15 protein-coding genes are annotated in these 16641 nt (G+C 52.4%); 14 read left to right on the top strand and 1 reads right to left on the bottom strand.

Features of this window, described 5'->3' with window-relative positions:
- The first annotated feature begins 148 nt into the window (after window positions 1-148).
- From mnmG to ACJJIK_RS15155, 14 genes are all read left to right on the top strand, one after another.
- A complete protein-coding gene (mnmG, locus tag ACJJIK_RS15220) occupies window positions 149-2038 on the top strand; it encodes a tRNA uridine-5-carboxymethylaminomethyl(34) synthesis enzyme MnmG (RefSeq protein WP_444943231.1) in 1890 nt (629 codons plus the stop codon).
- An 86-nt stretch (window positions 2039-2124) separates the two neighbouring features.
- Window positions 2125-2754, top strand: coding sequence for a 16S rRNA (guanine(527)-N(7))-methyltransferase RsmG (gene rsmG / locus ACJJIK_RS15215; RefSeq protein WP_444943230.1), 630 nt, complete (start codon window positions 2125-2127; stop codon window positions 2752-2754).
- A gap of 124 nt (window positions 2755-2878) precedes the next feature.
- Window positions 2879-3688 carry a ParA family protein gene (locus tag ACJJIK_RS15210; protein WP_444943229.1) on the top strand — a complete coding sequence of 270 codons (810 nt, stop codon included), beginning with the start codon at window positions 2879-2881 and terminating at the stop codon, window positions 3686-3688.
- A 12-nt stretch (window positions 3689-3700) separates the two neighbouring features.
- Window positions 3701-4603, top strand: coding sequence for a ParB/RepB/Spo0J family partition protein (locus ACJJIK_RS15205; protein WP_444943228.1), 903 nt, complete (start codon window positions 3701-3703; stop codon window positions 4601-4603).
- Window positions 4604-4805: 202 nt separating this feature from the next.
- On the top strand, window positions 4806-5168 hold the full coding sequence (locus ACJJIK_RS15200) for an ATP synthase subunit I (RefSeq protein ID WP_444929119.1): 363 nt from the start codon (window positions 4806-4808) through the stop codon (window positions 5166-5168).
- 49 nt (window positions 5169-5217) lie between these two features.
- Window positions 5218-6144, top strand: coding sequence for a F0F1 ATP synthase subunit A (atpB, locus tag ACJJIK_RS15195; protein WP_444929118.1), 927 nt, complete (start codon window positions 5218-5220; stop codon window positions 6142-6144).
- Between the two features lie 59 nt (window positions 6145-6203).
- Window positions 6204-6449, top strand: a complete 246-nt coding sequence (atpE, locus tag ACJJIK_RS15190; protein ID WP_444929117.1) for a F0F1 ATP synthase subunit C — start codon at window positions 6204-6206, stop codon at window positions 6447-6449.
- Between the two features lie 52 nt (window positions 6450-6501).
- On the top strand, window positions 6502-6972 hold the full coding sequence (locus tag ACJJIK_RS15185; RefSeq protein ID WP_444929116.1) for a F0F1 ATP synthase subunit B: 471 nt from the start codon (window positions 6502-6504) through the stop codon (window positions 6970-6972).
- A gap of 12 nt (window positions 6973-6984) precedes the next feature.
- Window positions 6985-7521: a F0F1 ATP synthase subunit delta gene (locus tag ACJJIK_RS15180; RefSeq protein ID WP_444929115.1), complete on the top strand. Its 537-nt coding sequence runs from the start codon at window positions 6985-6987 to the stop codon at window positions 7519-7521.
- Window positions 7522-7569: 48 nt separating this feature from the next.
- Complete coding sequence (atpA, locus tag ACJJIK_RS15175) at window positions 7570-9114, top strand: F0F1 ATP synthase subunit alpha (RefSeq protein WP_444929114.1); 1545 nt, start codon at window positions 7570-7572, stop codon at window positions 9112-9114.
- Between the two features lie 77 nt (window positions 9115-9191).
- Entirely contained in the window at window positions 9192-10052 is an 861-nt protein-coding gene (gene atpG / locus ACJJIK_RS15170; RefSeq protein ID WP_108735089.1) for a F0F1 ATP synthase subunit gamma, read from the top strand.
- A 59-nt stretch (window positions 10053-10111) separates the two neighbouring features.
- Window positions 10112-11515 (top strand): F0F1 ATP synthase subunit beta, encoded by a 1404-nt coding sequence (gene atpD, locus ACJJIK_RS15165; protein WP_444929113.1) that lies wholly within the window; start codon window positions 10112-10114, stop codon window positions 11513-11515.
- Window positions 11516-11533: 18 nt separating this feature from the next.
- Complete coding sequence (locus ACJJIK_RS15160) at window positions 11534-11953, top strand: F0F1 ATP synthase subunit epsilon (protein ID WP_444929112.1); 420 nt, start codon at window positions 11534-11536, stop codon at window positions 11951-11953.
- A 148-nt stretch (window positions 11954-12101) separates the two neighbouring features.
- Window positions 12102-14228 (top strand): hypothetical protein, encoded by a 2127-nt coding sequence (locus ACJJIK_RS15155; RefSeq protein ID WP_444943227.1) that lies wholly within the window; start codon window positions 12102-12104, stop codon window positions 14226-14228.
- A gap of 112 nt (window positions 14229-14340) precedes the next feature.
- Here ACJJIK_RS15155 and guaD read toward each other — a convergent pair whose 3' ends face one another.
- On the bottom strand, window positions 14341-15729 hold the full coding sequence (guaD, locus tag ACJJIK_RS15150; RefSeq protein ID WP_444943226.1) for a guanine deaminase: 1389 nt from the start codon (window positions 15727-15729) through the stop codon (window positions 14341-14343).
- Between the last annotated feature and the right edge of the window lie 912 nt (window positions 15730-16641).

The following is a 16641-nucleotide window of genomic DNA, read 5'->3' as shown; positions in this document are numbered from 1 at the left end:
AGCAAGTCATTAACCTGATAAAGATAAAACTGGTCAGTTCAAATCCTTACTACAGGCGAGTGTTCAGGAATATGCAGACTGCTAATTGCTGACAGCTACCCACTGCCTATAAAATGTGCGCCCTCAGTTGTAACCAGTAGCAGCCATTATGGAATTCCCTAAAACCTATGATGTAATCGTGATCGGCGGAGGCCACGCAGGTACCGAAGCCTCATTGGCAGCCGCGCGTATGGGGGCTTCCACACTACTGCTGACTCACAATATCGAGACGCTCGGACAAATGTCCTGTAATCCGGCTATCGGTGGCATCGGTAAGAGTCACCTGGTGAAGGAAGTCGATGCCCTCGGTGGTGCCATGGCCACCGCCACTGATTTGGGCGGCATCCAGTTTCGCGTTCTCAATGCCCGCAAAGGCCCGGCTGTTAGGGCAACTCGCGCCCAGGCCGATAGAGCCCTGTATCGCGCTGCGATCCGCTCCATTCTGGAGGGGCAGGAAAACCTGCAGATCTTCCAGCAAGCGGCAGATGATCTGATTGTTGAAGGCGAACGGGTTGTCGGCGTTGTCACCAATGCCGGAGTGCGCTTTCGCGCCAAGACCGTAGTGCTGACCGCCGGGACTTTCCTCGGTGGCCGCATCCATATTGGCCTGGATAACCATGCCGGCGGCCGCGCGGGAGATCCGCCCTCGATTGCCCTGGCGGATCGTCTGCGCGAACTGCCTTTCCGCGTCGATCGTCTGAAAACCGGCACCCCTCCCCGTATTGATGCCCGCTCAGTAGATTTCAGCGAGCTGGAGGAGCAGTGGGGAGATAGCCCCACACCGGTGATGTCCTATCTGGGCAGCCGCGATCAGCACCCGCGCCAGGTCTGCTGCTGGATTACCCACACCAATGCCCGCACCCACGAAATTATCCAGGGCGGGCTCGACCGCTCGCCCATGTACTCCGGCGTGATTGAGGGGATTGGCCCGCGCTACTGTCCTTCCATCGAGGACAAGGTGCACCGCTTTGCGGACAAAGACAGCCACCAGGTGTTTATCGAGCCGGAAGGGCTGACCACCAACGAACTGTACCCCAATGGTATTTCCACCAGTCTGCCCTTCGACGTACAGATTGAGCTGGTGCACTCCATCAAGGGCTTTGAAAAGGCGCATATCACCCGCCCGGGCTATGCGATTGAGTACGATTTCTTCGACCCGCGCGATCTCCTGCCCTCTCTGCAAACCAAATTTATCCAGGGGCTCTACTTTGCCGGCCAGATCAATGGCACCACCGGCTACGAGGAAGCGGCCGCCCAGGGGCTCCTGGCCGGCGCCAATGCCGCCCTACAGGCCCAGGAGCGCGAAGCCTGGTCCCCACGTCGGGATGAGGCCTACCTGGGTGTGCTTGTGGATGATTTGATCACCAGTGGCACCAAAGAGCCCTACCGCATGTTTACCAGCCGCGCGGAATATCGCCTGCTGCTCCGTGAGGACAATGCTGACCTGCGCCTGACCGAAAAAGGTCGCGAATTGGGCCTGGTCGACGATACCCGCTGGGCCGCGTTCAGTGAAAAGCGCGAGGCGATCGCCCGGGAAACCCAGCGACTGCAAGATACCTGGGTGCACCCAAAGACGCCCCAGGCCGCCTGTGTAGAAAGCAAATTGCCGCAGCCGTTGGCGCGGGAGTACAGCCTGATGGACCTGCTGCGCCGCCCGGAACTGGGCTATCAGGATGTGGCGGGCCTCAAAGGGGAAGCGGTAACCGACGAGCAGGTTGCCGAACAGGTTGAAATTTCGGCCAAGTACGCCGGCTATATCGATCGCCAGCGCGAGGAAATCGAGCGCTTGCAGGCCTACGAAGATACCCCGATCCCGGCGGACTTCGACTACAGCGATATTTCTGGTCTGTCCAATGAGGTTAAGCAAAAACTGGGAGAGACTCGCCCGGATACCCTGGCGCGGGCCTCGCGGATACCGGGGGTCACGCCCGCGTCCATATCCCTGCTGTTGATCCAGTTGAAAAAGCGCGGGCTGCTCAAGCGCAAAAAAGCGGTATAAATCGGTTTTCCACAGGGTATCCCGCGAGGCCCTGCGGGGATGTGAATTTCGCGGGACTACCGGGGGATAGACCCATTTCTCACTCAATGGAACAGTTTCGTCCGCGCCTGTTAGAGGCGGCGGCACAGATGTCGGTGGCACTCAGCGAACGCCAGCAGGATCAGTTATTGGAATACCTGGCGCTTTTCGCCCGCTGGAACAGTGCTTACAACCTGTCCGCCATCCGCGACCCAGAGCAGATGCTGGAGCGCCATATTATCGACAGCCTCAGTGTGGTAAATCTCTGTGGCGAGGGGTCGTTAATCGATGTGGGCAGCGGTGGCGGCCTGCCGGGGATTCCCCTGGCGATTGTGCACCCGGAGCGCGCCATCACCCTGCTCGACAGCAATGGCAAGAAGACCCGCTTCCTGTTCCAGGTGGCCAGTAGCCTGCCCCTGCCCAATATCACTGTCATCAATGAGCGGGTGGAAGCCTTTGTGCCGGAGCAGCCTTTTGCCGGCGTAGTGTCCCGCGCTTTTGCCTCTATCGAGGATATGGTCAATGGCAGTGAGCATATGTTGGCACCCGGCGGTCGTTTTTATGCCATGAAGGGCAAGTTGCCAGAGGATGAGTTGAGCGCTCTGCCAAAAGGCATTAAGGTCGAGCAGGTGCACCGTTTGTCGGTGCCCGGCTGCGACGGTGAACGCCATATGATTCAGCTCTGTCGCACAGCATAAGTGACAGTTGTGCGGGCTTGCCGCCCGCACAATTCAGCCCCATATCCAGGGGCACAACAGCCGCCGCCCGAAGCCGAGCCGGCGTCGGGGCAAACGCACCCGGAAACAACAAAGGACAAGAACCTTGAGCAAGATATTTGCTGTGGCCAACCAGAAAGGCGGGGTGGGTAAGACCACTACCTGCGTCAACCTGGCCGCATCTTTGGTTGCCAACAAGCGGCGCGTATTGCTGATCGACTTGGACCCCCAGGGCAATGCCACCATGGGCAGCGGTGTGGATAAAAACGACTTGCAGGTATCCGGTTACGATGTGCTCGCCGCTGAACTGCCGGTGGAGCAGGCCATTGTATCCACAGACAGCGGTTTTGATTTGATCCCCGGCAACGGTGACCTGTCTGCGGCCGAGGTGGAATTGCTGAACCTGGACGGGCGCGAATCCCGCCTGCGCCGCGCCCTGGCGGCGGTGAGCAATCGCTACGACTACGTGATTATCGACTGCCCGCCGTCGCTGAATATGCTGACGGTAAACGCCCTCTGCGCGGCGAATGGCGTGTTGATTCCCATGCAGTGCGAGTACTACGCCCTGGAGGGGCTGTCGGCTCTGGTGGACACCATTACCCAGATCCAGCAGGCCGCCAATCCGGACCTGAAAATCGAAGGCATACTGCGCACCATGTACGATCCGCGCAACAGCCTCACCAGCGAAGTGTCGGCGCAGTTGCAGGAGTATTTTGGCGAGCGCCTGTACCGCACTTGTATTCCACGCAATGTGCGCCTGGCGGAGGCCCCCAGTTTCGGCAAGCCGGCACTGGACTACGACCGCCACTCGAAAGGGGCAATTGCTTACCTGGCCCTGGCTTGTGAAATCAATCGCCGCCATCCCGCCAGCCAATCTTCCAACAAGAAAAACCGCCCTCTGGCGGAAGCCGTATAAGGGGGAATTACGATGGCCACAAAACGCAAAGGACTGGGCCGGGGGCTATCCCACCTGATCAGCAATAATGCCAGCACCGCGATCGCCGAGGTCACCGCTGAGGCCGAAACCGAAACCCGCACAGTCGACGGCGAGCTGAAAGAGTTGCCGATCGAGTTTTTACAGCGCGGCCGCTACCAGCCGCGCCGGGATTTTCCACAGGAATCCCTACAGGAGCTGGCGGACTCAATTCGCGCCCAGGGCATTATGCAACCGATCGTGGTGCGCCCTGTTGGCGAACAGAGCTATGAAATTATCGCCGGTGAACGGCGCTGGCGCGCAGCCCAGCTGGCGGGACTGGATAAAGTGCCGACACTGGTGCGCAGCGTCTCCGATGAAGCCGCCATCGCCATGGCGCTGATCGAAAATATTCAGCGCGAAGACCTGAATCCGGTAGAGGAAGCTGTAGCCCTCAAGCGTTTACAGGATGAATTCAAGCTGACCCAGCAGGAAGTGGCCGACGCGGTGGGCAAATCCCGCACCGCTGTGACGAACCTGCTGCGCCTTTTGAATCTCAGCGAAGAGGTGCGCACCTTTCTCGAGCGCGGGGATCTGGAGTTGGGACACGCCAAGGCCCTGCTGGGGCTCTCCGGTGCCACCCAGCGCTCTGCCGCGCGCCAGGTGGTCGAGCGCAGTCTCACCGTACGCCAGACTGAGGCGCTGGTGCGTCGCCTGCAACAACCGGCGGCTCCCGCCCCGGAAAAACCCAAGCCCGACCCCAATATTCGCCGCCTAACTGAGCGCCTGGCAGAGAAAGTCGGTGTGCCCGTGTCTATCGATCACAACGAAAAAGGCAGCGGCCGCCTGGTGCTCAAATACACCACCCTGGAAGAGCTGGATGGAATTCTCGCCCACCTCGGTTACGCCGAGGACTGAGCCCGCAGAGAAATGCGCGTCCTGGTGGCGCGCGCAATAACTGCTGGCGAAGACTCACTGCGCGGAGTAATTCCGTGCAAAATCTCCTGAAAATCAAATATGTTGACGACATTTGCCGGTTGAATCGGCGATGCTGTTGCCGCATAATTCGCACGCCCAAATTTTGGGCGGACAGCGCAAAAAAAGTCGGCTTATCCCGTCTATGACAAAACCCCCGGTATTACGAATCGCCGCGGTACAGCTTCTGCTGGTATCGGTGGCCAGTGCGGTACTGCACTTGAATGGCAAACCGGTGACGGCGCTCTCCGTACTGATCGGCGGCGCCCTGTGTGCGCTGCCCGGAGCATATTTTGGCAGGCGCGCCTTTCGCAACGGCGGTGCGCGCGCGGCCCATCGCGTGGTAGGCAACTTCTACCGCGCGGAAACCGGCAAATTTATATTGACCATGGCAGGTTTTGCGACGGTGTTTGCCACCGTCAAACCACTGAATGCCGCAGCGCTTTTTATCAGCTACGTCCTCTGTGTAATCGTGCAGTGGATTTTGGTAGCGCGTATGGTCCGCTAGCCGGTGGATAAGAAAAAAGAATTCTTACTTTTACGATTGTTGAGGAACTATGGCAGGCGAAGCTCAAACCGCGACGGGGTATATCCAACACCACCTGCAAAACATGACTTACGGCAAGCTGCCGGCCGGGTATACCCGCGCCGATGGCTCTGTGCTGAATGAGTCTACTTGGACTATGGCGCATTCCTCTCAGGAAGCTGCGGACATGGGCTTTTGGGCCCTGCACGTAGATACCCTGGGCTGGTCTATCGGCCTCGGTCTGATTTTCTGTTTTCTGTTTGCCCGCGCAGCCAAAAAGGCCAGTGTCGGTAAACCCACAGGCTTTCAGAGCTTTGTGGAGCTGGTTGTCGACTTTATCGACAAGTTGGTTAAGGAAACCTTCCCCCACCGCAACACCATGGTTGCCCCGATGGCCCTGACCATCTTTGTGTGGGTATTCCTGATGAACCTGATGGATCTGGTACCGGTGGACTGGTTGCCGATGGCGGCCGCGAAGATCTCCGGCAACGATCACCTCTTCTTTAAAGTGGTTCCGACCACCGACCCCAACGCGACCCTGGGTATGGCGTTGGCGGTGTTCGCGCTGATGATTTTCTTCAGTATTCGCGAAAAAGGTGCCATCGGCTTCCTTAAAGAGCTGACTTTGCACCCTTTCCATACCGGCAAACTGTACTTTGACATCCTGCTGATCCCGGTCAACTTCCTGCTGGAAGCGGTATCCCTGATCGCCAAGCCGATCTCCCTGGGCCTGCGTCTGTTCGGAAACCTCTACGCCGGTGAAATGATCTTTATCCTGATCGCGATTGTCTTTGGCGTTGGCGTTCTCGGCTTTATCGGTGCGGGCCTCCTGCACATGGGCTGGGCGATCTTCCACGTACTGGTTATCGTGCTGCAGGCGTTCGTATTTATGGTATTGAGCACTGTGTACATGGCGATGGCGCACCATCGCGACGATGAACACGAGCACGATCAATAAGTTTTTAACCCTTTTTTCAACCTTTACAACAACTCTTTAACTTTGATTTGGAGAACACAATGGAAGCATTAGGTCTGGTTTACATCGCAAGTGCACTGCTGATCGGTCTGGGCGCCCTGGGCACCGCTATCGGTTTCGGTACTCTGGGTGGCAAGCTGCTGGAAGGTTCCGCTCGTCAGCCTGAACAGGCTCCGGCTCTGCAGGGCAAAATGTTCCTGATGGCTGGTCTGCTTGACGCGGTTCCGATGATCGGTGTTGGTATCGCTATGTACCTGATCTTCGCCGTAGCTCCTGGTATGGCTTAATTACGTCGTTCCAATTGCCCTTAACCCTATTTAAAGAGCAAGAGGTGTCGGTGTGAATATCAACCTGACTCTAATCGGCCAGTCGATTACTTTCCTGTTTTTCGTCTGGTTTTGCTGGAAGTTTGTTTGGCCGCCGCTTTTGGGCGTGATGAAAGAGCGTGAGCAGAAGATCGCAGATGGTCTCGCTGACGCCGAACACGCGCAGAAAGATCTGGAACTGGCCAAGCGTAAAGCTGCCGAGCAGTTGAAAGAAGCCAAAGATCAGGCGAGCGAGATTATCGATGGTGCCAACAAGCGCGCCAATCAGATTCTCGACGAAGCCAAGCAAGCGGCACAGTCTGAAGGCGATCGCCTGAAAGCTGCGGCCAAAGCTGAGATCGACCAGGAAGTGAATCGCGCTAAAGAGCAACTGCGCAGCCGTGTGGCAGACCTGTCTGTCCTGGGTGCGGAGAAGATTCTCGCGGTCAATATCGACGCTAAGGCGCACGACGACCTGATCGATAAACTGGCAGCCGAGCTGTAAGCGAGGAACCCCATGGCGGAACTCAGCACACTGGCCCGGCCCTACGCTAAAGCCGCATTCTCCTATGCGCAGGATGCCAACCACTTAAGTGGTTGGAGCACTGCGCTGGATACTGCGGCAGCGGTCAGCCAGAACGAAAAAGTGCGTGAGCTGCTGGATAACCCCCAGCTCACCAGTGAAGAGCGCGCAGATAAATTCCTGTCGATCTGTTCAGACGAGCTCGGCGAGCACGGAAGGAACTTCATCCGGTTGCTGGCGGAAAACAACCGCCTGCAGCTGCTGCCGGAAATTTCCGAATTGTTCGAAGAGCTGAAAGCGCAAGCGGAAGCCACCCTCGAGGTGGAAGTTGTTTCCGCGCACGCCTTGAGCGATGCACAGGCGCAAGCGCTGGGTGAGAAGCTCAGCGCGAAGTTTGAACGCGAAATACATCTGCACAGCTCGGTGGACGAGAGCCTGCTGGGCGGCGCGATCATCCGCGCCGGTGATACAGTCATCGACGGTACCGTACGCGGCCGTCTGGCCAAGCTCGCCGAGGCGATGAACTCCTAAATTACTCTCCCCATCGGCGTTAGTCGGCGGGGACTTGAGGAACAGAGCATGCAGCAACTGAATCCCTCTGAGATCAGTGAAATCATCAAGAGCCGCATCGAAAATCTCGATGTGAGCACTGAAGCCCAAAATGAGGGCACCATTGTTTCCGTATCCGACGGTATCATCCGCATTCACGGCCTGGCCGATGTGATGTACGGCGAGATGATCGAGTTCGAAGGCGGCGTTTACGGTATGGCGCTGAACCTGGAGCGCGACTCCGTTGGTGCTGTAATCCTGGGCGACTACAAGACTCTGGCAGAAGGCCAGAAATGTCGTTGCACCGGCCGTATCCTGGAAACCCCGGTTGGTCCGGAACTGCTCGGCCGCGTTGTAGACGCGCTGGGTAATCCGATCGACGGCAAGGGCCCGCTGAACAACAAACTGACCGACGCGGTAGAAAAGGTAGCGCCCGGCGTTATCGCCCGTCAGTCCGTTGACCAGCCTGTACAAACTGGTTTGAAAGCGGTTGATACCATGATCCCGATCGGCCGTGGCCAGCGTGAGCTGATCATCGGCGACCGTCAGATCGGTAAGACTGCTGTGGCGATCGACGCCATCATCAACCAGAAAGGCACCGGCGTTAAGTGTGTCTACGTTGCCGTGGGCCAGAAGCAGTCCTCTATTGCCAACGTAGTGCGCAAGCTCGAAGAGCACGGCGCTATGGAGCACACCATCGTAGTCGCCGCTGGCGCCGCCGATCCGGCAGCGATGCAGTTCCTGGCTCCCTACGTCGGCTGTACCATGGGTGAGTACTTCCGCGACCGCGGTGAAGACGCCCTGATCGTATACGATGACCTGACCAAGCAGGCTTGGGCCTACCGTCAGATCTCCCTGCTGCTGAAGCGTCCGCCTGGACGTGAAGCCTACCCCGGTGACGTTTTCTACTTGCACTCCCGTCTGCTGGAGCGCGCCGCGCGTGTAAACGCCGACTACGTAGAGAAGTTCACCAACGGTGAAGTGAAAGGCAAGACCGGCTCTCTGACCGCCCTGCCGATCATCGAAACCCAGGCCGGTGACGTATCCGCGTTCGTACCGACCAACGTGATTTCCATTACCGATGGCCAGATCTTCCTCGAGACCGATCTGTTCAACTCCGGTATCCGCCCTGCGATCAACCCGGGTATCTCCGTATCCCGTGTAGGTGGTGCAGCGCAGACCAAGGTGATCAAGAAGCTGTCCGGTGGTATTCGTACCGCACTGGCTCAGTACCGCGAGCTGGCGGCATTCTCCCAGTTTGCCTCTGACCTGGACGAAGCTACCAAGGCCCAGCTGGACCACGGTGAGCGCGTAACCGAGCTGATGAAGCAGAAGCAGTACTCTCCGCTGTCTATCGCGGACATGGCTGTTTCCGTTTACGCCGCCGACAAGGGTTACCTGAAAGAAGTAGAAGTTGCCAAGGTTCTCGATTTCGAAGCCGCCCTGCTCGCTTATATGAACAGCGAACACGCAGAGCTGATGGAGAAAGTGAACGCGACTGGTAACTACAACGACGAAATCGACGCAGCTTTCAAAGCCGCTATCGAGAAGTTCGTCGCTACTAGCAGCTGGTAAGAACTCCCTGGAGAGCGCGAGAGAGCGGCGTGTCCGCTCTTTCGGAATCTAACTTCCAGCGAACAAGGTAAATCACTATGGCAGGCGGAAAAGAAGTACGCACAAAAATTGCCAGCATCAAGAGCACGCAGAAAATTACTGCCGCAATGGAAATGGTTGCAGCCAGTAAGATGCGCAGGGCTCAGGATCGCATGGCACTGGGGCGTCCCTACGCCCAGCGCATACGCGCAGTGATCGGCCACGTCGCCAACGCTTCGGCCGAGTACCAGCATATTTACCTGCAAGAGCGCGAGGCCAAGCGGGTCGGTTTTATCCTGGTATCCACTGACCGCGGACTCTGTGGTGGCCTGAACGTGAATATGTTCAAAGCCGCTATTCGCGAGATGCAGGCGTGGTCCGAGAAAGGGGTCGACGTCGAAGTCTGCGCGGTAGGTAACAAGGCGGCCAGTTTCTTTAATGCCATCGGCAGCAAGGTTGTCGCAGCGGTGCGCGATCTGGGCGATGCGCCCCAGGCCAACCAGCTGATTGGCTCAGTAAAAGTAATGCTGGACCGTTACGCACAAGGCGATATCGATCGCCTGTTCCTGGTATCCAATGAGTTTATCAACACCATGTCCCAGAAGCCGCAGGTTGAGCAACTGCTGCCGCTGCCAAAGGACGAAGATGAAAAACTCATGCACGAGTGGGACTACCTCTACGAGCCGGATCCGGTTGAATTGCTGGATGGATTGCTGGCTCGCTATATCGAGTCCCAGGTATACCAGGCAGTAGTTGAAAACAAAGCCTGTGAACAGGCAGCGCGTATGATCGCGATGAAGAGCGCCACCGATAACGCCGGTGAGCTGATCGATCAGTTGCAGCTTGTCTACAACAAGGCGCGCCAGGCGGCCATTACCCAGGAACTGTCCGAAATTGTCGGCGGTGCGGCGGCGGTTTAATCCGCTGCCCCTACCAGTAATGGTCAGCCTAGAAAGAATTTAAAGCTGAGGATCCGGAAATGAGTAACGGGCAAATTGTGCAAGTGATCGGAGCGGTCATCGACGTGGAATTCCCACGCGATTCTGTTCCGAATGTATACGACGCACTGGTGGTTGAGGACAAGAACCTCACCATGGAAGTGCAGCAGCAGTTGGGTGACGGCGTGGTACGCGCTATTGCCATGGGTTCATCTGAAGGTATCAGCCGCGGTCTGCCCGTGCGCAATACTGGCGCTCCGGTTTCCGTACCGGTTGGCCTGGAAACCCTCGGTCGCATCATGGACGTACTCGGCAACCCGATTGACGAGTGTGGCCCTATCGGTGAGAAAGAGCGCTCCTCTATCCACCGCGCTGCGCCGACCTACGAAGAGCAGTCCAGCTCTACCGAACTGCTGGAAACCGGCATTAAGGTAATCGACCTGGTTTGCCCGTTCGCCAAGGGTGGTAAGGTTGGTCTGTTCGGTGGTGCCGGTGTAGGTAAAACCGTAAACATGATGGAACTGATCAACAACATCGCAACCGAGCACTCCGGTCTGTCCGTGTTCGCAGGTGTTGGTGAGCGTACCCGTGAAGGTAACGACTTCTACTACGAGATGGCTGAATCCAAAGTTGTAGACTTGGAAAACAAAGCCAACTCCAAAGTGGCGATGGTTTACGGTCAGATGAATGAGCCGCCCGGCAACCGTCTGCGTGTAGCCCTGACCGGCCTGACCATGGCGGAGAAATTCCGTGATGAAGGCAAAGACGTACTGCTGTTCGTCGACAACATCTACCGCTACACCCTGGCCGGTACCGAAGTATCCGCACTGTTGGGCCGTATGCCTTCTGCGGTAGGTTACCAGCCGACCCTGGCGGAAGAGATGGGCGTTCTGCAGGAGCGTATTACCTCCACCAAGACCGGTTCTATCACCTCTATCCAGGCGGTATACGTACCGGCGGATGACTTGACTGACCCGTCTCCGGCGACCACCTTCGCGCACTTGGACTCCACCGTAGTACTGAGCCGTGATATCGCCGCTAAAGGTATCTACCCGGCTGTTGACCCGCTGGACTCCACCTCTCGTCAGCTGGACCCGCAGGTAATCGGTCAGGAGCACTACGAAGTGGCTCGCGGCGTACAGTCTGTACTGCAGCGCTACAAAGAGCTGAAGGACATCATCGCGATTCTGGGTATGGACGAACTGTCTGAAGAAGACAAGCAGACCGTAGCCCGCGCGCGTAAGATCGAGCGTTTCCTGTCCCAGCCGTTCCACGTTGCGGAAATCTTCACCGGTGCACCAGGTAAATACGTTTCCCTGAAAGAAACCATCCGTGGCTTCCAGGGCATCCTGGGCGGTGAATATGACCACATGCCGGAACAGGCCTTCTACATGGTGGGAACCATCGACGAAGCTGTGGAAAAAGCCAACAAAGCCAAGGGCTAATCGAGAGAGGCATATACTATGGCCATGACAGTACATTGTGACATTGTCAGCGCCGAGCAGTCTCTCTTCTCCGGACTGGTAGAGATGGTGATTGTGAGTGGTATCGAGGGTGAGCTGGGTCTCTCCTACGGTCACGCTCAGTTGCTCACCGCTCTGAAAGCCGGTCCGGTGCGCATCATCAAGCCCGGTGGTGAAGAGGAAGTACTGTTCGTCAGCGGTGGCTACGCCGAGGTACAGCCTAATATGGTGACTATCCTCGCCGATGTAGCCGAACGTGAGATCGACGAAGAAGCTGCGCAGAAGGCCCGCGAAGAAGCGGAACACGCCCTGCACAAGGCGCCGTCTGACGTCGACTACGCGCGCATCTCAGCCCAGCTGGCCGAAGCCGAAGCGCGTCTGCGTACCATGCAGGCAATCCGCAAGGCGGCCGGTAAGTAAGCAGTTCTTACCTTCTCGTAAGGCCTGTTTCCAGGCGATAAAAAAAGCAGCTTCGGCTGCTTTTTTTATATCTATTTTTCGTGTGCCTCCTTAAAGCCTCCCTGTTTATATATGAGCCGCTACTCCTCTAGGTCAAAGAGCATTGATATTGAAAACCTCTATTAAAAACTACTTATTAATAACTTTCCTGCTGTGTTTAATGGTTGGATGCGGAGGCGGTTCCTCTTCAGGGAACAGCGTGGGAGAGGAAACCGATAGTGAATACCCCAGCGCAAGTATTGCCTTCCCCGCTAGCGACGGTCTGTGGAGTGATAAAGAGCAGCTTGTTGTGCGTGGTAGTGCAAATGATAATGTTGGTGTTGCCAAGGTATCAGTAAATGGCGTTGACGCAACATCAGATGATGATTTTGCAACCTGGCAGGCTGAGATAACACTTGAGGAAGGCACTACGACTAGCATTAACATTGAGGTAACAGATGTTAATGGGAATACCTCCCCAGCTGCTGCCTCAGTGAGTGTTAATAGCTATGATGGATTTAATAGCTACAGATTTTGCGGTCCGTTGGCGTTCGATAGCGATAGAAATCTGGCATATACCTTTAACCCCACTAGGGTATTAAATCTGGAAAGTATGCGGGAAGATTATATTTCCTCAGAGTTCTCCGATGTGGTCGGAGCTGAATTTGACCAGGCTACGGGTAATTTCTTAATCATCCAAAATGACCAGTTAATTTCTGTCGATCGTGAGTTTAATAGCTTAAATATCATTTCCGAGTCAGGGGATGATTCCCTGTCATTCGGGAGTAGACCACAAATTTCTATTGATGTTAGTTCTGGGGATATCTATGTACAAAATTATTTTCCGAGCTATCTAATAAAAGTAGATCCCACCACCGGGGAGCGTGAAAAAATATCTTCTTTTAATTATGAAGATGGAAGCTCTGTAGGTTATTTCAATCAGGGATTCGAAATTGTCGATGGGCGATTTTTTGTCGTGAGCGAGGATGGATTACTGGAGTTAAATCCTGTCACCTGGCAGGCAACCGAATTATCAGGAACGAGTGTAGGCTCGGGTGAGTCTCTACAAAGCTTGACAGGTTTAACTATCGATTTGGAAGCTAATTTAGCTTATGCCACCGATTTTCACGGTAAAGTACTTGAAATCGACCTAGTTAGTGGTAATCGAAAGTTATTATCATCAGTATTTGATACAGGTAGTGACAACCTGGATTTTGACTACGCGAGAAACGGAATCATTGATACAGGAAAATCAATCTTAGTTAACTCGTGCTCAACAGGGCATACTTTTTTGGTTAGCAAGGAAGATGGAAGTCGAATATTAGTATCAGAAAAAATAAGAGGAGAAGGTCCTCTTCTCTCGACTAACACTGACTTGGTGTATGATGAGTACAATGAAAGACTTCTTCTGCTTAATGACAACTATGCAGAATCTCGCTACTCTAATTTTGAATATAAAAAAATTGATCAAATAATTGCGATAGATCCACAGAGTGGTAATAGGGAGATTATATCCGGCCCTAATAAAGGAGAGGGGCTGATAGAGGGATACTTCCACGATTTGGCAGTTGATAAACGCAACGGAGATATCTATGTAATAGAGCCAGATTCCCAAAGTATAGTTAAAGTAGACCCTATAACCGGAAATAGATCGATCGCTTCTGGGGGGGATATCGGCTCTGGTGATGCATTTAATGGCGTTAGTGGTATAGCTATAGATACCCTCAAGGATAGAATACTGACAGTTTCTGGGAATTATTTAACTTCTGTAGATTTACAGTCTGGTAATCGTACCCCTATTATATCGTTCTCCACATTGGATATTTGGTATCCAAATCATCTGTCAATAAATGAATCATCTACAAAAATTTATATTTCAGATACTCTTGGAAGTGTTGTTGAATATGATTTGGAAAATGAAGTCTATGGAATCATATCGAGTAATGAAATTGGTACTGGAGAGAGTATTCACGAATTAAGCTATATAGCCTATAGCAGTGAAGATAATCTAATATTTGTAGAAGATTACAATCACACAGAAAGCGATGATGAACCAATTAACATGGAACTTTTGGCTATAGATAGAGAAACCGGAAATAGGACCCTACTTTTAAATGCCGTACAACAAGAGTGGGAGGATATGTTACTTACTCCAGCAGTAGATCAAGCTAATAATATTCTGTATATCTCTATGCCAAATCGAGGTGTTGCTGTTTTTGATGTAGAAACAAAACAATATTTAATGATATCGCAGTGATATATCTAGTCAGTATCGGCTTTATAGTCGCTACCGGACTATAAAAAAGGAGCCTTTGAATCGCTATTCAGGGGCTCCCTAGATCAAGTATAGGAAGACTATAAAAAATAGACTATTTTTTATCGCCCATAATATAAGTGCTGTGTATGGCGCGATCATCACCAAGCACCTGAAGGGCAAATAGTTTTTCTTCAATGGTTTTCACAGATTTCATTCTAAATTTCATTAAATCTGTAGCTTCTAAATCAATTACGATAAAATCTGCTTCTTTACCCTCTTCAAAATTGCCGACCTTATCATCGATATCCAGTGCCTTGGCTGATCCTAAAGTGGCTAGATAGAATGCTTTAAACGGAGAGAGGGTTTTCACTCCAGTGTTATTGCCGATAGATTTTTGCAATTGAATGACTTTATAGGCCTCATCCATAGTGTCTAGCATGGAAAAGCTGGTGCCAGCTCCAACATCCGTCCCCAGGCCCACATCAACTTTGATTTCTTCCGCTCTATTTAGAGGGAATAAACCACTGCCTAAAAACAGATTAGAAGTTGGACAAAAAGCGATGGCACTGCCAACTGCTGCCATACTCTTCATTTCCTGATTATCGAGATAGATACCGTGGGCGAATACTGAATGATCGCGATTCAATCCATACAAGTTATAAACGTCCAGATAGCTTTTGGCTTCCGGGAATAGCGATTTTACCCAGTTGATTTCGTCTTTATTCTCGGAAACATGAGTGTGCATATACACATCAGGATATTCATCCAGAAGTTTAGCGGCTTGCCTGAGTTGATCTGGCGTACTGGTCGGAGCAAATCTAGGGGTGATGGCATAGCTCAGGCGGCCCTTGCTATGCCATTTCTCGATAAGTGCCTTGCTGTCCCTATAGGCGCTTTCTGGTGTGTCCTGTAAGTATTCCGGTGCATTGCGATCCATCAGGACCTTGCCGGCGATTAGGCGCATATTCTCCCGCTGAGCGACTTCAAATAGTGCGTCTACAGATTCCGGATGAACCGTACCAAATACCAATGCGGAAGTTGTGCCATTTTTTTGTAACTGATCAACAAAGAACTCGGCAACTTCTTTTGCATGGCGCTTTTTAGAAAACCGTCTTTCAGTTGGAAATGTGTATTCTTTGAGCCACTCCAGTAACTGTTCGCCGTGGGCGGCAATCATACCGGTTTGCGGATAGTGAATATGAGAGTCGATAAAGCCGGGCAGTATTAATTTTCCACGATAATCTATAACTTTAGCGTGTTTACTCGCAATGTCTTCCGCAGAAATAATTCCAGCGAATTTTCCATCTCTAACTATTAGCCCACCATTTTCAGTGTATTCATACGCTTGATTCGTTTCCGCCGGATCGGCTGTAAAATGCAGTATGTCGCCTTGATAGATCGTAGTCTCTGCATAGACTGAGACACTAGAGCTGAAAATTAATAGAAATAATTTGGTTATGCTTGATTTTATGTTGATATTTGAGAGAAAAAATCTGACCACCTGTTTACTCCATTAGAATAATAAGCAAACCTACATATTTAGCATTTGATAACTAACGTGACAAATTTATTTCAAGTGGTTACAAAAATCTCCGGAATACAAAAAAACAAATTGATTTATTAATTTAGTAAGAATCTTTTTGAAAATAGTATTATTTGATTATTCTATCTTTCTTTTAGATAAAATTTAATATACCTCTGCTAAATTTATACCTATGCGTAGGTGGAAGGATCTCAATCCATGTTCAGATACCCAGATCATGTAACAGTTGTTGTTACTAACCTAGAGGAGGCTGTCAGTTTTTTTGAGCTTTTGATCAAAAGTTTTCTCAGCGGGGAAAAGCGTCGCGATATCTACAAGTTGATAATGTAGAAGCAGATCATTTTACCATGATACTAAAGCAGTCTTCTCCAAAGTTCGAGATACAGCTACTTCGCTATCGAAATCCAATACTCAAAACTAATCCGCTAATAATTGATTTGGCGAGACCGGGTTATAATCATTTGTGTTTAAAAGTGGATAACTTGAATGAAACTTTGGAGCATTTATCAGAGCATGGAATTAGTACGAGAAGCGGGATACTGGAATATCAAAATAAAAAATTAGCCTTTCTCTTGGGGCCAGAAAATATAACGGTTGAACTGGCCGAATGAATACTCTTGCTGAATAGCCTATACTGATAGGAATACTTCTATTGCTTAAATTGCAGTTAGTATACATAGCTTAGAGTTATCATCAGGGCAAATGCACTATAGCTCAAACTGTTTAAATACAGTTACCTCTTATACAAACTGTGCCTTTGGAGATTATTAACTGCATAGCTCGTTAACTATGATCTGTGTAGCGGAAGAGCCTACTAACGTTGATCATGCGGTACATTTGCAATGAACCAGTATAACTTTACCAGGAACC

The sequence above is a fragment of the Microbulbifer regidiadema (SeqCode) genome, from assembly GCF_052466995.1.
This window is presented reverse-complemented; position numbering and strand designations above follow the sequence as displayed.

What these genes read in the sequence shown, in the direction of transcription:
- mnmG (WP_444943231.1), top strand. Translation starts at nt 149, where the DNA reads ATGGAATTCCCTAAAACCTATGATGTAATCGTGATCGGCGGAGGCCAC.
- rsmG (WP_444943230.1), top strand. Translation starts at nt 2,125, where the DNA reads ATGGAACAGTTTCGTCCGCGCCTGTTAGAGGCGGCGGCACAGATGTCG.
- ACJJIK_RS15205 (WP_444943228.1), top strand. Translation starts at nt 3,701, where the DNA reads ATGGCCACAAAACGCAAAGGACTGGGCCGGGGGCTATCCCACCTGATC.
- ACJJIK_RS15200 (WP_444929119.1), top strand. Translation starts at nt 4,806, where the DNA reads ATGACAAAACCCCCGGTATTACGAATCGCCGCGGTACAGCTTCTGCTG.
- atpB (WP_444929118.1), top strand. Translation starts at nt 5,218, where the DNA reads ATGGCAGGCGAAGCTCAAACCGCGACGGGGTATATCCAACACCACCTG.
- atpE (WP_444929117.1), top strand. Translation starts at nt 6,204, where the DNA reads ATGGAAGCATTAGGTCTGGTTTACATCGCAAGTGCACTGCTGATCGGT.
- ACJJIK_RS15180 (WP_444929115.1), top strand. Translation starts at nt 6,985, where the DNA reads ATGGCGGAACTCAGCACACTGGCCCGGCCCTACGCTAAAGCCGCATTC.
- atpA (WP_444929114.1), top strand. Translation starts at nt 7,570, where the DNA reads ATGCAGCAACTGAATCCCTCTGAGATCAGTGAAATCATCAAGAGCCGC.
- atpG (WP_108735089.1), top strand. Translation starts at nt 9,192, where the DNA reads ATGGCAGGCGGAAAAGAAGTACGCACAAAAATTGCCAGCATCAAGAGC.
- atpD (WP_444929113.1), top strand. Translation starts at nt 10,112, where the DNA reads ATGAGTAACGGGCAAATTGTGCAAGTGATCGGAGCGGTCATCGACGTG.
- ACJJIK_RS15160 (WP_444929112.1), top strand. Translation starts at nt 11,534, where the DNA reads ATGGCCATGACAGTACATTGTGACATTGTCAGCGCCGAGCAGTCTCTC.